Source organism: Micromonospora sp. WMMA1947, assembly GCF_027497355.1.
Lineage (GTDB): Bacteria > Actinomycetota > Actinomycetes > Mycobacteriales > Micromonosporaceae > Micromonospora.
Genome location: NZ_CP114909.1, coordinates 3,239,350 through 3,257,549 on the forward strand (window position 1 = coordinate 3,239,350; position 18,200 = coordinate 3,257,549).

Annotated in this window: 18 protein-coding genes; 8 read left to right on the forward strand and 10 right to left on the reverse strand. The window is 72.1% G+C overall.

The window, feature by feature from the left end; all coding sequences use genetic code 11:
* Window positions 1-201 precede the first annotated feature (201 nt).
* The 4 genes from otsB to O7604_RS15555 form a co-directional block, all read right to left on the reverse strand.
* Window positions 202-2,802 (reverse strand): trehalose-phosphatase, encoded by a 2,601-nt coding sequence (gene otsB, locus O7604_RS15540; protein ID WP_281576961.1) that lies wholly within the window; start codon window positions 2,800-2,802, stop codon window positions 202-204.
* Window positions 2,799-4,199 (reverse strand): trehalose-6-phosphate synthase, encoded by a 1,401-nt coding sequence (locus O7604_RS15545; RefSeq protein ID WP_269704499.1) that lies wholly within the window; start codon window positions 4,197-4,199, stop codon window positions 2,799-2,801. Before O7604_RS15545 ends, otsB begins: the two co-directional genes overlap by 4 nt.
* A gap of 141 nt (window positions 4,200-4,340) precedes the next feature.
* On the reverse strand, window positions 4,341-4,727 hold the full coding sequence (locus tag O7604_RS15550) for a hypothetical protein (protein ID WP_281576962.1): 387 nt from the start codon (window positions 4,725-4,727) through the stop codon (window positions 4,341-4,343).
* Window positions 4,720-5,001 carry a hypothetical protein gene (locus tag O7604_RS15555; RefSeq protein ID WP_269704501.1) on the reverse strand — a complete coding sequence of 94 codons (282 nt, stop codon included), beginning with the start codon at window positions 4,999-5,001 and terminating at the stop codon, window positions 4,720-4,722. The genes O7604_RS15550 and O7604_RS15555 overlap by 8 nt, the downstream gene beginning before the upstream one ends.
* Window positions 5,002-5,215: 214 nt before the next feature.
* On the opposite strand from O7604_RS15555, the gene ettA reads away from it, so the two are divergent.
* The 4 genes from ettA (at window position 5,216) to O7604_RS15575 (ending at window position 8,724) form a co-directional block, all read left to right on the forward strand.
* Window positions 5,216-6,892 (forward strand): energy-dependent translational throttle protein EttA, encoded by a 1,677-nt coding sequence (ettA, locus tag O7604_RS15560; RefSeq protein WP_269704502.1) that lies wholly within the window; start codon window positions 5,216-5,218, stop codon window positions 6,890-6,892.
* A gap of 13 nt (window positions 6,893-6,905) precedes the next feature.
* Window positions 6,906-7,349, forward strand: a complete 444-nt coding sequence (locus O7604_RS15565; RefSeq protein WP_269704503.1) for a thioesterase family protein — start codon at window positions 6,906-6,908, stop codon at window positions 7,347-7,349.
* Entirely contained in the window at window positions 7,346-8,008 is a 663-nt protein-coding gene (locus tag O7604_RS15570) for a hypothetical protein (protein ID WP_281576963.1), read from the forward strand. The genes O7604_RS15565 and O7604_RS15570 overlap by 4 nt, the downstream gene beginning before the upstream one ends.
* 131 nt (window positions 8,009-8,139) lie before the next feature.
* Window positions 8,140-8,724, forward strand: coding sequence for a YbjN domain-containing protein (locus O7604_RS15575; RefSeq protein ID WP_269704505.1), 585 nt, complete (start codon window positions 8,140-8,142; stop codon window positions 8,722-8,724).
* A 7-nt stretch (window positions 8,725-8,731) separates the two neighbouring features.
* Here O7604_RS15575 and O7604_RS15580 read toward each other — a convergent pair whose 3' ends face one another.
* From O7604_RS15580 to O7604_RS15590, 3 genes are all read right to left on the reverse strand, one after another.
* Complete coding sequence (locus tag O7604_RS15580) at window positions 8,732-9,118, reverse strand: globin (protein ID WP_269707019.1); 387 nt, start codon at window positions 9,116-9,118, stop codon at window positions 8,732-8,734.
* 78 nt (window positions 9,119-9,196) lie between these two features.
* On the reverse strand, window positions 9,197-10,570 hold the full coding sequence (locus O7604_RS15585; RefSeq protein WP_269704506.1) for an MFS transporter: 1,374 nt from the start codon (window positions 10,568-10,570) through the stop codon (window positions 9,197-9,199).
* A gap of 234 nt (window positions 10,571-10,804) precedes the next feature.
* Window positions 10,805-11,878, reverse strand: coding sequence for a mechanosensitive ion channel family protein (locus O7604_RS15590; RefSeq protein ID WP_269704507.1), 1,074 nt, complete (start codon window positions 11,876-11,878; stop codon window positions 10,805-10,807).
* A gap of 211 nt (window positions 11,879-12,089) precedes the next feature.
* Here O7604_RS15590 and O7604_RS15595 point away from each other — a divergent pair, with 211 nt between their 5' ends.
* Window positions 12,090-12,629 (forward strand): HNH endonuclease, encoded by a 540-nt coding sequence (locus O7604_RS15595; protein ID WP_281576964.1) that lies wholly within the window; start codon window positions 12,090-12,092, stop codon window positions 12,627-12,629.
* A 9-nt stretch (window positions 12,630-12,638) separates the two neighbouring features.
* On the opposite strand, the gene O7604_RS15600 is transcribed toward O7604_RS15595, so the two are convergent.
* The 3 genes from O7604_RS15600 to O7604_RS15610 all read right to left on the reverse strand — a co-directional run bounded on the left by O7604_RS15600 (window position 12,639) and on the right by O7604_RS15610 (window position 14,545).
* Window positions 12,639-13,502, reverse strand: a complete 864-nt coding sequence (locus tag O7604_RS15600) for a class F sortase (protein WP_281576965.1) — start codon at window positions 13,500-13,502, stop codon at window positions 12,639-12,641.
* Between the two features lie 14 nt (window positions 13,503-13,516).
* Entirely contained in the window at window positions 13,517-14,026 is a 510-nt protein-coding gene (locus tag O7604_RS15605) for a hypothetical protein (protein WP_135241659.1), read from the reverse strand.
* 78 nt (window positions 14,027-14,104) lie between these two features.
* Window positions 14,105-14,545, reverse strand: coding sequence for an Lrp/AsnC family transcriptional regulator (locus O7604_RS15610; RefSeq protein WP_269704509.1), 441 nt, complete (start codon window positions 14,543-14,545; stop codon window positions 14,105-14,107).
* 141 nt (window positions 14,546-14,686) lie between these two features.
* Between O7604_RS15610 and O7604_RS15615 the strand changes: the two genes are divergently transcribed.
* Genes O7604_RS15615 through O7604_RS15625 form a run of 3 tightly spaced genes read left to right on the forward strand, consistent with a single transcriptional unit; the run spans window position 14,687 to window position 18,191 of the window.
* Window positions 14,687-15,571, forward strand: coding sequence for a tryptophan 2,3-dioxygenase family protein (locus O7604_RS15615; RefSeq protein ID WP_269704510.1), 885 nt, complete (start codon window positions 14,687-14,689; stop codon window positions 15,569-15,571).
* Between the two features lie 14 nt (window positions 15,572-15,585).
* Window positions 15,586-16,866, forward strand: coding sequence for a kynureninase (gene kynU / locus O7604_RS15620; protein WP_281576966.1), 1,281 nt, complete (start codon window positions 15,586-15,588; stop codon window positions 16,864-16,866).
* Window positions 16,863-18,191, forward strand: a complete 1,329-nt coding sequence (locus O7604_RS15625; RefSeq protein ID WP_281576967.1) for an NAD(P)/FAD-dependent oxidoreductase — start codon at window positions 16,863-16,865, stop codon at window positions 18,189-18,191. Before kynU ends, O7604_RS15625 begins: the two co-directional genes overlap by 4 nt.
* Window positions 18,192-18,200: the final 9 nt, after the last annotated feature.

The window sequence follows — 18,200 nt, forward strand, 5'->3', positions numbered from 1 at the left end:
CGCCGTACGCAGCCTCACTCGCCGAGAGCGCGTCGATCTTGCACTTTGTGCCCGCAGGATGCCTGTTTCGGCCACTTTTGCCCGGGCCGCAACTGCAAGATCGCCGGGGCGGGCCGGGCCGGGGCGGGCCGGGGCGGGACAGGACAGGACGAGGGCGGCGGCGGGGACTTTCCGGTCCCCGCCGCCGCCCTCGTACGGGCTCTACTGCTTGAGCATGTTGTCCAGCAGCAGGGCGCAGCGGATCAGGCCGAGGTGGCTGTACGCCTGCGGGTGGTTGCCCAGCCCGCGCTCGGCCAGCGGGTCGTACTGCTCCGGCAGCAGTCCGGTCGGCCCGGCCGTGTCGACCATCTGGGTGAACAGCTCCTCGGCGTCGGTCCGGCGACCGGTGCGCAGGTACGCCTCGATCAGCCACGACGTGCAGATGTGGAAGCCGCCCTCCCGGCCGGGCAGGCCGTCGTCCCAGTGGTACCGGTAGACGACCGGACCGCTGCGCAGCTCCGCCTCGATCTTGAGCACGGTGGAGAGGAAGCGCGGGTCGTCGCCAGCGAGCAGCCCGGAGATGCCGATCCACAGCGACGAGGCGTCCATCTCCTCGTACCCGTAGGCGACGCTGTACGCCTCGGCCTCCGGGTGCCAGCCGTGCTCCAGCACGTTCGAGGCGATCCGGTCGCGCAGCTCGACCCACTCGGGCCGGTCCTCGCCACCGTGGCGCCGTACGACGTGCAGCGCCCGGTCCACCGTCATCCAGAGCATGACCTTGGAGAAGACGTGGTGCCGCGGGGGGAGGCGGGCCTCCCAGATGCCGTGGTCGGGCTCGTGCCAGCGGCGGCGTACCGCCTCGACCATGTTCTCCAGCACCCGCCACTCGTCGTCGCGGATCGAGCCACGGGCGTCGGCAACCGCCGCGATCAGGTCCGCGACCGGGCCGAAGACGTCGAGCTGGAGCTGGTGGTTGGCGAGGTTGCCGACGCGTACCGGCCGGGAGCCGGCGTAGCCGGGCAGCGTGTCGATGACCGCCTCGGCACCCAGCTCGTAGCCGTCCACTGTGTAGAGCGGGTGCAGCCGCTCCGGGTGCCCGCCGGTGCGCTCGACCACCCCGTCGATCCAGCGCAGCAGCCCTTCGGCCTCCTCGGTGGAGCCGAGGTCGACCAGCGCGCGGGCGGTCATCGCGGCGTCCCGCAGCCAGCAGTAGCGGTAGTCCCAGTTGCGGACACCGCCCAGTTCCTCCGGCAGCGACGTGGTGGCCGCGGCGAGGATCGAGCCGGTCGGCTCGTGGCAGAGCCCGCGCAGCGTCAGCGCGCTGCGGGCGACCAGGTCCCGGGCGGTGGCGGGCAGCCGCAGCGAGGCCACCCAGTCCTTCCAGGGCTGCTCGGCGGCGGCCTGCCGCTCGTGCACCGGCAACCGGTGCGGCTCCAGGCTCTGCGTGCCGAAGCGCAGCTCCAGCACCACCTGGCCGCCGGCCGCCGACAGGTCGACGACCGCCTTCGCGGTCTCGTACCCGGCGTCGTTCGTGACCTCCCACTCGACGCCGGGGGAGTGCAGCGCGACCGGCTCGTTGGAGCCGAGCACCAGCAGCCCGTCGTCGAGCGGCTGGAGCTGCACCGCCACCTGGCCGAACTCGGGGCGCGGCGCGAACTCGACGCGGGCCCGCCCGGTGCCGCTGAGCACCCGGACCAGTGTCGAGTCGCCGCTGACCACGACCGGGTCGTCCGGCGTGGTCTCCCGTACCGGCAGGTCGAGCCAGTCGGTCACGGTCAGGCCGGACCAGCGGGTCTCGACGGTCATCGTGTTGCTGCGGTAGCGCTGGCCCAGCGGGATGCCGCCGCGCTCCGGCCCGACCGTGAAGTGCCCGGCCGGGCTGCCGCCGACCAGGTCGGCGAAGATCGCCGCCGAGTCCGGCTTCGGGTGGCACAACCAGGTGATCTTGGCTTCCGGCGTGACGAGCGCGACGGTACGGCCGTTGGCGAGCATCGAGTGGCGCTCGATCGGCACCGCCCGCTCGCCGAACAGCCAGTGCCGCCGCGTCTCCAGCAGCAGCCCGAGCGCGCGGGCCGCCTCGATCGGTTCGGACACCCGGTAGTCGGCGCGGGTCTCCCCGGGGCCGATCTTGATGCCGACGTCCGGCCCGGTCAGGTTGCCGAACGCGTTCTCGTCGGTGACGTCGTCGCCGATGAACAGCACCGCGCTCGCGGCGAGCTGGGTCCGGAGCTGGTCGACGGCGGTGCCCTTGTTCGTCACCACCACCGACAGCTCGATGACCTCCTTGCCCTGGGTGACTGTCACGCCCTCCCAGGTCGCGGGGCCGCTGCGGACCGCCTCGACGGCCCGGGCGGCGACGTGCGGGTCGACACCGCGGGTGTGTACGGCGACGCTGGCCGGCTTGCGTTCCAGGCGGATGCCCGGGTGTTCGGCGGCGATCTCGCGCAGTGCCTCGCGGAGCCGGTGCCGGACCGCGATCAGCTCGGGGGTGAGCCGCTCGACGAAGCCGATGTCGAACTCCGAACCGTGGCTGCCGACCAGGTGCACCTCGCTCGGCAGCCGGGACAGTGTGGCCAGGTCGCGCAGGGCGCGGCCGGAGACGACAGCGACGCTCGTCTGCGGCAGGGCGGCGAGCGCGCGGACGGCAGCCACCGACTCGGGCAGCGGCACCGCCTTGCTCGGGTCCTCGACGATCGGCGCCAGCGTGCCGTCGTAGTCGCAGGCGACCAGGAGTTGCGGAACCCGGGCGATACGGCCGATGGCGGCACGCAGTTCGGGGTCCAGCACGCCGCCGTGGGCGGCGGCGGGGGCGGGCGAGGTCACGCAGCCTCCGAATCGGGGACGCCGAGCTCGCTGAGGAACGACTTGGCCCATTGGCCCACGTCGTGGCTGCGCAGATGGCGCTGCATGACGCGCATCCGGCGGCGGGCTTCGGGCTTTTCGACATGCACGGCCCGCAGCAACGCGTCCTTCACCGCGTCCGGGTCGTGCGGATTACACAGGAACGCCTGGCGCAGCTCTGTCGCGGCGCCGGCGAACTCACTGAGCACGAGCGCGCCGCCCTGGTCGGCGCGCGATGCGACGTACTCCTTGGCCACCAGATTCATTCCGTCTCGCAGCGGGGTCACCATCATCACGTCGGCCGCGACGTACATCGCGGCCAGTTCGGAGCGACTGTACGACTGATGCAGATAATGCACTGCAGGCACGCCGACCCGGCCGAATTCACCATTGATCCGGCCAACCTCGCGTTCCACCTTCACCCGAAGTGCCTGGTAGTGCTCCACACGCTCGCGGCTGGGCGTGGCGACCTGCACCATAACCGCGTCCGGAACTGTCAACTTTCCGTCAGCGAGGAGTTCTCGGAAGGCCTTCAGCCGGAGTTCGATGCCCTTGGTGTAGTCGAGCCGGTCGACGCCCAGGATGATCGTCTTCGGGTTGCCCAGCTCCTCGCGGATCTGCTTGGCCCGGGCCTGGATCGCCGGGTCCTCGGCCAGCCGTTCCATCTCCTTGGTGTCGATCGAGATGGGGAACGCGCCCGCCTTCACCTGCCGGCCGTCGACCTGGATCATCTGGCCCTCGTACCGCAGGCCGAGCAGGTGCCGGGCCAGCCGGACGAAGTTCTGCGCCGCCAGCCGCTGCTGGAAGCCGACCAGGTCCGCGCCGAGCAGTCCACGCAGGATCTCGGTGCGGAACGGCATCTGCATGAACAGCTCGATCGGCGGGAACGGGATGTGCAGGAAGAAGCCGATCCGCAGGTCCGGCCGCAGTTCGCGGAGCATCGCCGGCACGAGCTGGAGCTGGTAGTCCTGGACCCAGACCGTCGCGCCCTCGGCGGCGACGTCGGCTGCGGCCTCCGCGAACCGGGCGTTTACCAATCGGTACGCCTCGCGCCAGCGCCGCTTGTAGGCGGGCGTCTCGACGGCGTCGTGGTAGAGCGGCCAGATGGTCGCGTTCGACTGGCCCTCGTAGTAGCGCTCCAGTTCCTCGGCGCTCAGCGGCACCGGGTGCAGCCGGATGCCCTCCAGGTCGAACGGCTCGGGCGCGGCGCCGGTGCCACCGGCCCACCCCACCCAGGTGCCCTGGTGCTCGGCCAGCACCGGGTGCAGCGCGGTCACCAGCCCGCCGGGGCTGCGCCGCCACTGGCGTCCCTCGGGTGTGCTCACCTCGTCGACCGGCAGACGGTTGGCCACTACGACAAAGGAGCTACGGACGGTCACGATCGGCCACCTCCGGGTACTGACGGGTCCACCGCGATGAGCGTACTGAGCGTAGCTGCGGCGTCTGATCCCCCGTGCCGGAGTTACCTACCCGTCCCAGAACCGCCGAACCCACCGCGTGATCTTGTCGACACCGGTGGCTCAGAGGTCGATGATCGGCCACTCCTTCGGCAGCACCTCACCGAGCAGTTCCCGCCGGTCGCTCATGATCGGTGTGGTGGCCCGCGCGGCCTCCAGCGCCACCTGGGCGAGGTCCATGCTCAGGAGCGTGCGCGACCGGCCGCCGAGGAACATGCACATGTCGTGCGCCACCGGCGTGACGACCACGTGGTCGAGATCGCCGAGGATGTCCAGCAGGCGCCAGCCGTCGACGGCCACCTGCCGGTACGCCTCGGCGAGACACAGCGCCGGCACGATCACCGTCTGCCCCCGATCCGCGACCGACGCGATCTGCTCCCCGACCGCCTCGGTGCCTTCCGAGTAGGCCAGCAGGCAGGCGGTGTCGAGCACCAGCCCGGGGTCAGTCACGGGTCAGCCGTCCACGTGACGGCTCGCTCAGCAGTGCGGCGGCCCGGGCGCGCAGCTCCGGGGTGATCTTCGCCTGGGCCTCGTCGAGCGCGTGGCCCGCGTCGGCGAGCCCGCCGTCGGACAGCCGGAAGCCGACCTGCCGGAGCGTGTGCCGGGTGCGCTCACCCGCCATCCGCCGCCGCACGCTCTCGGTGACGAACGCGGAGACGTTCGGCTCCTGGGCCAGTCGTTCGGCCACGTCGTCGGGGACGCTTATGGCGATCTTCTTGGTCATACTGTTGACGGTAGTGAGTAGTACCGTGGTCGGCAACGCGGCTCGCCGCCGTACCCCTGGGGTGGGGTGATGTGGGCGTGGCGGTCCGTACCTGTCAGGATTGACGGCGGCGTGCGCGCGGCCGGCTCCCGGCCGGCGGTGGCAGGCGGAGATCGACGCCCGCGCCCCGCACCCGACAAGCCCGCGATCGCAACCGACGGAGGTAGCCCGCACCGTGGCCCAGTTCATCTACGTCCTGGACAAGGCGCGCAAGGCGCACGGCGACAAGGTCGTGCTCGACAACGTGACGCTGAACTTCCTGCCGGGTGTCAAGATCGGGGTGGTCGGTCCGAACGGCGCCGGTAAGTCCAGCCTCCTCAAGATCATGGCAGGGCTGGACCGGCCCAGCAACGGCGAGGCCCGGCTGATGCCCGGCTACTCCGTCGGCATGCTCGCGCAGGAGCCGCCGCTCAACGACGCCAAGACGGTCCTCGGCAACGTCGAGGAGGCGGTCGCCGAGACCAAGGCCAAGCTGGAGCGGTTCAACAAGATCGCCGAGCAGATGGCCACCGACTACTCCGACGAGCTGATGGAGGAGATGGGCAAGCTCCAGGAGGAGCTGGACGCGGCCGACGCGTGGGACATCGACTCCAAGCTCGAACTCGCCATGGACGCGCTGCGCTGCCCGCCGCCGGACGCCGACGTCACCACGCTCTCCGGTGGTGAGCGCCGCCGGGTGGCGCTGTGCAAGCTGCTGCTGGAGGCGCCGGACCTGCTGCTGCTCGACGAGCCCACCAACCACCTGGACGCGGAGAGCGTGCAGTGGCTGGAGCAGCACCTGGCCAAGTACGCCGGCACCGTCCTGGCGATCACCCACGACCGGTACTTCCTGGACAACGTGGCCAACTGGATCCTGGAGCTGGACCGCGGGCGGGCGTACCCGTACGAGGGCAACTACTCCACCTACCTGGAGAAGAAGGCCGCCCGGCTCTCCGTCGAGGGTCGCCGCGACGCCAAGATGAAGAAGCGCCTGTCCGAGGAACTGGAGTGGGTCCGCTCGAACGCCAAGGCGCGGCAGACCAAGTCCAAGGCCCGTCTGGACCGCTACGACGAGATGGCCGCCGAGGCGGAGAAGACCCGGAAGCTGGACTTCGAGGAGATCCAGATCCCGCCGGGCCCGCGCCTGGGCAACACCGTGATCGAGGCGCAGAACCTCACCAAGGCGTTCGGCGACCGGGTGCTGATCGACAACCTGTCGTTCTCGCTGCCCCGCAACGGCATCGTCGGCATCATCGGCCCGAACGGCGTCGGCAAGACCACGCTGTTCAAGACCATCGTCGGGCTGGAGCAGCCGACCAGCGGCTCGGTGCGCGTCGGCGAGACCGTCTCGCTGTCGTACGTCGACCAGAACCGGCAGGGCCTGGACGGCGACAAGACGGTCTGGGAGGTCGTCTCCGACGGGCTGGACCACCTCATGGTGGGCAAGGTCGAGATGCCGTCCCGGGCGTACATCGCCGCGTTCGGCTTCAAGGGGCCGGATCAGCAGAAGCCGACGAAGGTGCTCTCCGGCGGCGAGCGCAACCGGCTCAACCTGGCGCTGACGCTGAAGATCGGCGGCAACGTCATCCTGCTCGACGAGCCGACGAACGACCTGGACGTGGAGACGCTGTCCAGCCTGGAGAACGCGCTGCTGGAGTTCCCCGGCTGCGCCGTGGTGATCTCCCACGACCGGATGTTCCTGGACCGGGTCGCCACGCACATCCTGGCCTGGGAGGGCGACGACCAGAACCCGGCGAAGTGGTTCTGGTTCGAGGGCAACTTCGAGGCGTACGAGAAGAACAAGGTCGACCGTCTCGGCGCCGAGGCGGCCCGGCCGCACCGGGTGACCTACCGCAAGCTCACCCGCGACTGACCGGTGCTGACCCTTGTCTGACCGGTTCGTCTACCACTGCGCGCTGCGCTGGTCCGACCTGGACGCGTACGGGCACGTCAACAACGCCCGCTTCCTCACGCTCTACGAGGAGGCCCGGGTGGCGATGATGTTCGCCGGCGGCCGGGCGTGGGGAGTGGGCTCGTTCGCCGACGGGGTGGTCATCCGCCGGCACGAGGTCGACTACCTGCGCCCGGTCGACTACGCGCTCGGGCGGGCCAGCGCGGAGGCCGCCCCGACCGTCCGGATCGAGCTGTGGGTCGACCAGATCCGGGCCGCGTCCTTCTCGGTCGCGTACGAGCTGTACGACGGCGACACGCTGGCCGGCACCGCCCGCTCGCTGCTGGTGCCGTTCGACCTGTCGGCGCAGCGCCCACGCCGGATCTCGCCGGAGGAGCGGGCGTTCCTGCTCCGCTACGCGCCGGGGCTGAGCGGATGACCGGGCACGGGTTGACCGGAACGGCTGACGCCGGGGCCTTCCTGGCCCGGCTGGTCCGGTTCGACCCGGCCACGGTGGTCCGGCTGCGGCCGGTGCCGGGCGCGGGCCGTACCGCCCTCTGGGCGCGCCTGCCGTGGGGTGTGCTCGTGGTCCGTACCGTGCCCGGCACCGCCCCCGGTGACGTCACGGTGGCCGCGGGGGAGCTGCTGGCCGAACTCTCCGCCGGGGGCGCGGCGCTTCCGGTACGCCGGGACGACGGCTGGCGGTGGCAGCTGCCACCGGCGGCGAGCCGCGCGGTGGAGGCGCTGCCCGGCGCCGAGCTGCTCCGGATCGCGGACGCGGCGGCCCTGACGCTGCGCGAGGCGGCGGCGCACGGCGTGGGCGGCCGTGCGGTCGGGCAGCGGGTGCTGCGGGACGCGCTGCTGGACCACGTCGCCGTGGTGGTGACCCCGGACGAGGCGCCGGGCAATCCGGTGGAGGTGTCGCAGCGACTGGTCCAGGCGCTGGTCCGGATGGGTTTCCTCGGCACCGGCGAGGACGACGTTCAGGTGCGGGCGGCTGGTCGATGGGTCGGGCTCGTCGGACCGTTCGGGTCGGCCTGGTCGCGGTCCGTCGCCGATCTTGCACTCAGGCCGACAGGTGGTCATCCGAAAGGATGACCCCGGTTCGTCCTTCCGGTTTGGGGCGGTCGTTGGGGGGATGCCTCAAGCCGTCTGTCCGGGTACCGTCCATCCTCGGATCCAACGCACCGTAGGCGTCCGGATCCGCTGGGGAGTGAGGTGCGCGAGCGATGCCGTGGTGGTCATGGCGCCCTGGTCCCGCCGCTGGCGGGGAGCCGGAGACTCGAAGCGGGACCACAGTGGATGACACCATCCGGGTCGGGCCACCGACCCCTCGGCAGCCGGGGGACGACGTGGCGCCACCCGAGCGTCCGGTCCTCACGGACATGCCGGCCACCGTCGCTCCGGTCACCCTGAGCCGGGTCTGCGACGCGCTCGACCTGCTGGACGTGCGCTATCTGGCCGACGGCGACGGCAACCTGCTGGCCATGTGGGAGCGGCACGCGGTGCTCGTCGCGCTGGAGGGCCCGGAGGACGAGATCCTGGTGATGCGGGCCCGCCCGCACGCGACCGTCCCGCCGGACTGGGCCGACCGGGCCTACCGCGTGGTGAACGAGTGGAACCACACCCGGCGCTTCTGCAAGGCGTACATCGGCGACCCGACCGAGCGTGGTCAGCTCCCGATCTACGCCGAGTTGCAGGTCCCGCTCGGCGCCGGCGCCCACGACGCGCTGCTGGTCGAGATGCTCGACTGCGGCGCCGCTGTCGCTGTCACGTTCGTCGACTGGCTGCACGACGAGGGCGCCCTGCTCTGAGCCGGGCTCAGCCCGCGGCCGGGTCCTCCATCGCGTTCACCATGAAGTAGGCGGCCCGCTCCAGGTAGTCCCACAGCGCGGCGGCGATCTGCGGCGGCAGGTCGAGCGTGTCCACCGCCCGGCGCATGTGGCGCAGCCAGGCGTCCCGCTCGGCCGCGCCGATCCGGAACGGGGCGTGCCGCATCCGCAGCCGCGGGTGGCCGCGCTGCTCCGAGTAGGTGTGCGGGCCACCCCAGTACTGCATGAGGAACAGGGTCAGCCGGTCCGCCGCCGGGCCGAGGTCCTCCTCCGGGTACATCGGCCGCAGCAGCGGGTCGTCGGCGACGCCGGCGTAGAACTCGTCCACCAGCTTGCGGAAGGCCGGTTCGCCGCCGATCGCCTCGAAGAGGGGCATCGACTCGCCTGGGGAAGTCACCCTTCCATCCTGCCAGGTGCGGCCCGGCACCCGCGCCCGCCCGCCGGGCGGCGCGGATCACGTCACCGCGTGCCGGCGCCGGCCGTGCTCGCGGTTCCGGTCACCCGACGCCGGGCCGTGCGCGTGCGCGGGCGGTGCTCCGGCGCCGCCCGGCGACTCGGCGCGGGCGGCCGCGATGGCCTCGTTGATCACCTGCGGCCGGGGCCAGGCGAGCGCCGCGACGATCATGATCAGAACCCCGGCGGCGCTCCAGACGCCGACCACGGACGGGACCGAGAACCGCTCCGCGAGTGCGCCCGTGGCCAGCACCGCGGCGCCCTGGATGACCTGCGTGCCGCTGGCCATGACGCCGAACGCCCGGGCCCGGAATCCGTCCGGCAGCGCCTGCACGAACAGGCCGTTGGCGACCGGGACGAGCCCGGCGACGGCGAAACCGCACCCGGCGGCCAGCAGCGCCACCACCGTCGGCGGCGGGTTGAACAGCGCGGGTACGAGTGTCGCCGGTGCGATGATCATCAACGGTCGCATCAGCGTCAGTCGCCGCTCCGGGCCGACGAGCCGGCTGATGGTCAGCCCGCCGAGGATGTATCCGACCGGGACGGCGGCCATGATCAGCCCCTGGGCGGTGCCCGCGTCCATCCGGCCCCCGGCCCGGTCGGCGGCCCAGCCCGCCGCCAGCCCTTCGGGGACGATGGAGAAGAGCATCGCGCTGAACACCAGCACCGCGATGGCGCGCAGCACCGGCCGCTCGAAGACGATCTGGAAGCCCTGGACGGTCTCCCGCAGCAGGTGGCTGCGGTGCACGTCGGCCATCGCCGGTGGTCGCTCGCGTACGCCGAAGCGGACCAGCGCGGCCGACAGGGCGAAGGTGCCGGCGTTGATGAGCAGCGCGGTGTTCGGGTTGAGCGCCGCCACCGTGGCGCCGATCAGGTAGCCGACGACCTGGGCGGCCTGACCGGCGCTGGCAAAGGCGGACAGGCCCACGACCAGCCGGTCCCCGGTCAGGATGTGCGGCAGCAGCGCCGACCGCGCCGCCTGGCTGGGCGGGTTCGCGAGCGTGGCCAGGAAGATCAGCGCGAAGATCGACCAGGTCGGCACCCAGGGCATCGCGACCAGCGCCATCAGCGCCATCCGGAGGAGGTCGCAGATGACCATGACCCGCCGGTAGTGGTGCCGTTCGGCGAGCGCGGAGAGCAGGGGGCCGCCGACCAGCCAGGGAAGGTAGCTGGCGGCGAACGCGGCGGCGGAGAGCGCGACCGAGTCGGTCTCGCGCAGCACGAGCACGGTGACCGCGGCGCGGGCCAGGTAGTCGCCTACCCAGGAGAGGGTGTTGGCGGCGAAGATGGCGCGGAACTCCGACTGACCGAAGACGTCCCGGAAGGTGGCCGGGCCCTCCTGGGCGGGTCGCGCATCGGACACCGTCGCCTCCATCGTTCCTGGTCGACCACTTGTGATGGCCCGACCGGGAACCGTCGTCAGATCAACCGATCAGCGAGGACACGAGCACGCCCCCCGGTGGAGCGTGTGCACCGGATTCTGCCCGATCGTCTGACAACTGGCTAGGGCGAACGGATTGATCGTCGCATCTCCGACTGAACGAACGGACGATACCCGAGGGGCCGCGCGGTGCGCGACCCCCGGAAATAGTCCGGCTCGTCCGGCGACTCAGGTGGGTCCGGCGGTGCCCGTCCCCTCGGCGGCGGGCGGCGCCGGCGGCTGGACCGGCAGGCCCGGGAACAGCCGGGCGGCCGCGATCTGCGCGACGATCCCCGAGTTCTCCAGCGCCTCCGCGAGGCGGCGGCGCAGTTCGCGGCCGACCGCGAACTGCCCGTCCGCGGTGGTCTTGACGACGGTACGGATCACCGCGCCGTCGACTGTCATCTGCTCGACGCCGAGGACCTCCGGCTCCTCCACGATGCTCGGCGCCAGCTCCGGGTCCAGCGCCACCGACGCCGCCGCGGTACGCAGCACGGCGGTGGCCTCCTCTGTGCCGGCGAACCCGATCGGCAGGTCGACCACGACCAGCGCCCAGCCCTGGCTCTTGTTCCCGACCCGGACGATCTCGCCGTTGCGGATGTACCAGAGCACGCCCCGGCCGTCCCGGACCGTGGTGACCCGCAGCCCGACCGCCTCGACCACGCCGGTGGCCTCGCCCAGGTCGACCGTGTCGCCGACGCCGTACTGGTCCTCGATCAGCATGAACAGGCCGGCGATCAGGTCCTTGACCAGGCTCTGCGCGCCGAAGCCGAGCGCCACGCCGGCGATGCCCGCGCTGGCCAGCAGCGGAGCCAGGTCGAAGCTGAACTCCTTGAGCACCATCAGCAGCGCGATGCCGAAGACGAACGCGGTGACCATGCTGCGCAGCACCGACCCGATCGCCTCGGCCCGCTGCCGCCGCCGCTCCGGCACGAACTGGTCCGGGTCGAGCGAGGCGCTGGGGATCCGCTCGCGCAGCGGGCGCAGCATGGTCGGCACCGCGCCCTCGGTGGTGGTGCGCACCAGCCGGTTGATGGTCCGGTGCAGCGCCCACCGGGCGGCCACCGCGAGCAGCAGGATCAGCGCCACCCGCAGCGGCTTGAACAGGATCCAGTAGCTGCTCTCGGCGAACCAGGCGGAGTTGGTCACCCGGTACACCCACTCGCAGGAGCTGCTGCCCTGGCAGTCCGGCTTCCGGTCGGAGACGGCGGCCAGCACGGCGGAGATCAGGTCGGAGACGTTCACTGTGCTTTCGTACCGCACGCCCGGCGGACGACGGACACCGCCACCTCGGCGAAGTGTCGCTACCGGCGGGGGTAGCCCGGGATTAGTACGTGCAATCCGGGGCGCGATCAGGGACTATTGGCGCAACGGACGTCGGGTGATCCGGCCGGCGTCGGAGCCGTTCCGCGCTGTCCGCGGGGCGGTTCCGACGCAGACGGGGCGGAGCGACTGGACCGGGAGGGTGAGCGCGATGCCTGACATACGACCCACGGCGGGCTCCGGTGCACTCGTTCTCAACGCCACCTACGAGCCCCTGTGCGTCGTGTCGGTGCGTCGTGCCGCGATCCTCGTCCTCTCCGCCAAGGCGGTCTGCGTCGCCGACGGCGAGGGCATCCTGCACAGCGCGCGGAACGCGTTACCGGTGCCCTCCGTGGTACGCCTGACCCGCTACGTCCGGGTGCCCTACCGCACCCACGTCGGGCTGTCCCGGCGGGCCGTGTTCGCCCGCGACGGGTGGCGGTGCGCGTACTGCCGGGGGCCGGCCGAGACCATCGACCACGTCTTCCCGCGCAGCCGGGGCGGCCGGCACGCCTGGGAGAACGTGGTCGCCGCCTGCGCGTGGTGCAACCACACCAAAGGCGACAAGACCCCGGCCGAGCTGGGCTGGCGGCTGCACCACCTGCCGGCCGCGCCCAAAGGAGCCGCCTGGCGGGTGCTCGGCCACCGCGCCCCCGACCCGCGCTGGGCGGACTGGCTCGACCTGCGTGAGCCGGAGCCCGAGGCGGCCTGACCGGCCCCCTCAGCGCGCCTTGACCAGCGACGCGTAGACGACCAGGTTGTCCGCGTACCCGGTCTCGCCGCCCACCCAGCGTCCGCCGCAGGTGATCAGCCGCAGGTTGGGCCGGCTGAAGTCGCCGTAGACGTCCTCCACCGGCAGCTTCTCCTTGCCGTACCGCTCGATCGAGGTCACCTCGAACACCGCCACCGAGCGGTCCTCGCGGGACACCTCGATCCGGTCGCCGTCCTCGAGGTCCTTCAGGCCGTGGAAGACCGCCGGCCCGGTGGTGGTGTCGACGTGCCCGACGAGCACGGCCGGGCCGTACTGGCCGGGCGTGGGGCCCTGGTCGTACCAGCCGACCTCGCCGGCCCGCTCCACGTCCGGCACGTCGATGCTGCCGTCCGGCGCGATGCCGACCCGGTGCACCGGCGCGCGCAGGTCGAGCTTGCCGATGCTCAGGTTGGTCGGGGGGCTGGCCGGCAGCACCGGGAACTTCTTCGGCGGCGGGCGCAGGCCGGCGACGATCCGGTCCGGCAGCACGCTGACCCCGGTCACCCGTTCCAGCCCGAGCATGGCCACGATCAGCGCCATCACGCTCGCCACCACGAGCACCGGGACCCCGGGGCTGCGGCTCGGGGCGTACCGGCGGGTGGTGGTCCTGGTGGCGCGGGCCGGGACCGGGCCGGACCGGGGGTCCGCGGTGGCGACGCTGGCCGTGAACGCGTGCCCGGCGACGTGGGCGAACCGGCGCGCGGCCCGGCCGGTCAGCCGCAGCGCGGCCCGGAGCCGTCCGGTGCGCCCCGCCGACCGGCGGGCGGCGGCGCGGCGGCGGGTGCGGTCCGCCGCCGGTCCGGTACGGTCCCGGCGGCGCGATGAGCGGGCCATGGTGGCACCTCTCGTCAGGCACGGCCGCCGGTCTTGCGGCGGGCGCTCACACCGGCCACCACTGCTACCGCGACCAGACCGCCGACCAGCAGCAGCGAGCCCGTGCCCCGGCTACCCGCGGTGCCACCGCCGCCGGTCGCCGGCCCCTTGCTCGGCTGCGCCATGTTGAGCACGGTGAGCATGGTCGAGGCGGTGTTGCCGTTGGAGCAGTCCAGGTTCACCGGATAGTCGCCCGGCGCCTTGTTGCCGGGCACGGTGACCGAGCCGGTGAGGAAGCCGTTGTCCGGCCGCAACGTCACCCGCCCGAAGGCGTCCGAGGTGACCTGTGCCTGGCGGTTGTTGCTGTTGTCGCAGCCGGCTCGCAGGTTCACCCGGGATCCGGCCTGGACGCTGTTCGGCGTCACCTCGATGAACACGCTCTCCCCGGCCCGGGCCGGTGGCGCGGTGGTCAGGACGAACGCCGCCACCAGGCCGAACAGGCCCAGCAGGGACGACAACGCACGATGTGACAGGAGCCCTCGCATGGTTCCCCCCTCCCGGCGCGACGGTGCGCCGGACCACTGACGGGCAGCGGCGCCTGCTTTCCCGGAGGGCAGGGGAAGCTAACGAGGCGCCTTGACCACCGGATGCCAGGCCAGCGGGGTGGAGAGCACCATGGTGCTGGACGGCTGCCCGTACGGCGCGAGGCGGTCGATGACCTCCTCGAACTCGCCCATGTTCGTGGCGGCGACCTTGAGCATGCTGCAGGCGTCCCCGGTGATCCGGTGGATCTCCATGATCTCCGGCCAGCCGGTGACCTCGGGGTCGTTGAGGATGCAGCGCGCGCCGTAGCAGGACATCCGGATCAGCGCGAGCACGGTGCGCCCGGCCCGGGTCAGGTCGACGTGGGCGTGGTAGCCGGTGATCACTCCGGCTTCCTCCAGCCGCCGTACCCGCTCGGCCACCGCGGGTGGCGACAGGTGGACCCGGCGGGACAACTCGCTGTACGACAGCCGGGCGTCGGCCTGGAGTTCGCGCAGCAGGGCCCAGTCCATGTCGTCCACGCGCGGACCTTCCTTCCGTAAGACGGCGACGCGAGATGGTTTCAGTTCGCGAAGTGAGACCACCATACCGCCGTTGAACAGGCATTCCATTCGCCCGCCCACCAGCGGGATCATGATTTCTACCCCGCGCACGGACGGAGAATGACTGTGGAACAGACGACGGCGGTGCGCCCGGTAACCCCCCAGGAACGGGCGGCTCGGGCGGCGCGCAACGGCGGCGAGCCGACGCTGGAGTTCGCCGACCGCGTGCCGTACGACGCGTACGTACGGGCCAGCACGCTGCACCGGCTCCAGGAGCCGCTCAGCGACGACCCGGGCGAGATGTCCTTCCTGATGGTCAGCCAGATCATGGAGCTGTACTTCGGCCTGACCTGCCACGAACTTCGGCACGCCAAGCGCGAGCTGCGCGAGGACCGGATCTGGGAGGCGCTGCCCCCGCTGCGCCGCGCCGCGCTGCACCTGGAGGGCCTCAACGCCGCGTGGCACGGCCTGCGCTGGATGAGCCCGGCCGACTTCAACCGCTTCCGCGACCGGCTCGGCGAGGGCTCCGGCTTCCAGTCCGCCATGTACCGGCAGCTGGAGTTCCTGCTCGGCCTGCGCGACCGGGCGCTGATCCGCCCGTTCCGCCGGCAGACCGAGGTGTACGACGAGCTGACCGCCGCGCTCGCCGTCCCGAGCCTCTGGGACGAGGTGGTGGCGCTGCTGGCCCGCAAGGGCTTCGACGTGCCCGCCGAGCTGCTGGCCCGCGACGTGAACGCCGAGCACGAGGCGCACCCCGCGATCGAGGCGGCCTGGGTGCGGATCTACGGGGACAACGGCCCGGACAACCACCTGCGCCTGCTCGGTGACGCGCTCACCGACGTCGCCGAGGAGTTCGGCGACTGGCGCTGGAACCACGTCAAGGCCGTCCAGCGCACGATGGGCGCCAAGGTCGGCAGCGGCGGCTCCGCCGGACTGGCATGGTTGCAGCGCAGCATGGCCCGGGTGGTCTTCCCGGAGCTGTGGTCGGCCCGCACCGCGATGTGACGAGAGAGAACAGCATGCACACCCCCGAGAACGAAGCCCTCCGCCGCGACGCCGCCGACCCCGGCCACCGGCACCTGTTCCACATCCCACCCGCCGACGGCGGGCGCTACCCCGACACGGCGTACCTCGCCGGCAACTCGCTCGGCCTGCAGCCCCGGGCCACCCGGGACGAACTCCTCGCCGATCTGGACGCCTGGCAGCGCCTGGGCGTCGAGGGGCACCTGGAGTCGGAGCGGCCGTGGCTGCCGTACCACGAGCTGCTGACCGCACCGGCCGCCCGCCTGGTCGGCGCGCTGCCCGCGGAGACCGTGGTGATGAACTCCCTGACCGTCAACCTGCACCTGCTGATGGTCAGCTTCTACCGCCCGGCCGGCGAGCGCACCCGGATCGTGATCGAGGACAGCGCGTTCCCCTCGGACAGCTACGCGGTGCGCAGCCAGGCCCGCTTCCACGGCCTGGACCCGGACACCACAGTCGTACGCCTCAAGCCGCGCCCCGGCTCCGACACGCTCGGCACCGAGGACGTGCTGGACTTCCTGGCCCGCGAGGGTCACACGGTGGCGCTGCTGATGCTCGGCGGCGTGAACTACCTGACCGGCGAGCTGATGGACATCCCCGCCATCACCGCCGCCGGCCGGGCCGCGGGCGCGGTGGTCGGCTGGGACCTGGCGCACGCCGCCGGCAACGTGCCGCTGGCGCTGCACGACTGGGACGTCGACTTCGCCGCCTGGTGCTCGTACAAGTACCTCAACTCCGGCCCGGGTGCGCTGGGCGGCGTCTTCGTCCACGAGCGGCACCTCGGCGACCCGTCGATCCCGCGGTTCGAGGGTTGGTGGAGCACCGAGGCGGCCACCCGGTTCGAGATGACCCCGGTGTCCCGGCCGCCGGCCACCGTGGAGGCGTGGCAGATCTCCAACCCGCCGATCTTCGCGATGGGCCCGGTGCGGACATCGCTGGAGCTGTTCGACTCCGTCGGCATGCCGGCGCTGCGCGAGCGCAGCCTGCGGCTCACCGCCTGGCTGGAGCAGCTGCTCGACGAGGTGACGCCGGGCCGTCCGCTGACAGTGGTCACCCCGCGCGACCCGGCTCGCCGCGGTTGCCAGCTCTCCGTGCGTATCGGGGTGGGCAGCGCGAACGAGCTGACCAAGCGCCTGCGGCACGAGCACGGCGTGGTCGCCGACGCCCGGGAGCCGGACATCGTCCGGTTCGCGCCGGTGCCGCTGTATTCCACGTACCACGACTGCTGGCGGGTCGCCGAGGCGCTGGCGGCAACTGTTGAGAAGGAGGGGTCATGACGGAGCGCGACGAGATCGCGGTGGTGGGCGCCGGGCTGGCCGGCTGCCTGCTGGCCTGCTACCTGGCGCGGCGCGGCTACCCGGTGGCCCTCTACGAGCGGCGGCCCGACCCGCGTACCGGCACCGTCGAGCGAGGCCGGTCCATCAACCTGGCGCTGTCCGAGCGCGGCCTGGACGCGCTGCGCCGCATCGGCCTGGAGGACGAGGTGATGGCGGACGCGCTGCCGATGCGCGGCCGCATGATCCACCCGGTCGAGGGCGAGCCGGAGTTCCAGTCGTACAGCGGCTCCGGGGACCGGGCGATCAACTCGATCAGCCGGGGCGCGCTGAACAACGCGCTGCTCGACGCCGCCGCCGCGCTGCCGAACGTGCGCGTCGCGTTCGACCACCGGCTGGTCGGGCTCGACCCGCTCGGCGGCGAGATGACGTTCGAGACGCCGCAGGGCAAGGTCACCGCCACCGCCTCGGTCGTCCTCGGCGCCGACGGCGCCGGCTCCGCGGTGCGCGGGCAACTGCTCGCGTACGGGGGAGTGACCGAGAGCCTGGACTTCCTCGACTACGGCTACAAGGAGCTGACCATCCCGCCGCTGGGCGGGGAGTTCGCGCTCGACCCGGGCGCGCTGCACATCTGGCCGCGCGGCACCTCGATGATGATCGCGCTGCCGAACCCGGACCGCTCCTTCACCTGCACGCTGTTCTGGCCCACCCACGGCACCCGCAGCTTCGCCTCGCTCAGCAGCCCGGCGGCGATCGAGCAGTTCTTCGCCACCCACTACCCGGACCTGGTCCCGCTCGCACCGAACCTGGTCGACGACTACCAGCACAACCCGGTCGGTGTGCTCGGCACGGTGCGCTGCACGCCGTGGCAGGTGGCAGGCAAGGTCGGCCTGATCGGCGACGCCGCGCACGCCATCGTGCCGTTCTACGGCCAGGGCGCGAACTGCGCGTTCGAGGACGTGGTCGAGCTGGACCGCTGCCTCGACGAGTGCGACGACGAGTGGGCGTCCGCGCTGCCGCTGTTCCAGCACCGCCGCCAGGACAACGCCGAGGCGATCGCCCGGATGGCGCTGGCGAACTTCGTGGAGATGCGGGACAAGGTCGCCTCGCCGGTGTTCCGCACCCGCAAGCAGGTCGAGCACGCGCTGGAGCGCGCGCTGCCCGGCCGCTACGTCTCCCAGTACGAGCTGGTCTCCTTCTCCACCACCCCGTACGCGCAGGTGCGCCGCCGGGTGCGCGCGCAGTACGCGGTGGTCGGCGCGGTCGCGGCCGGCGCGGTCGCGCTGCTGGCCGGTGGGGTCCGCGCGGCGCTGGGGCGGCGGCGATGACGCTCTGGG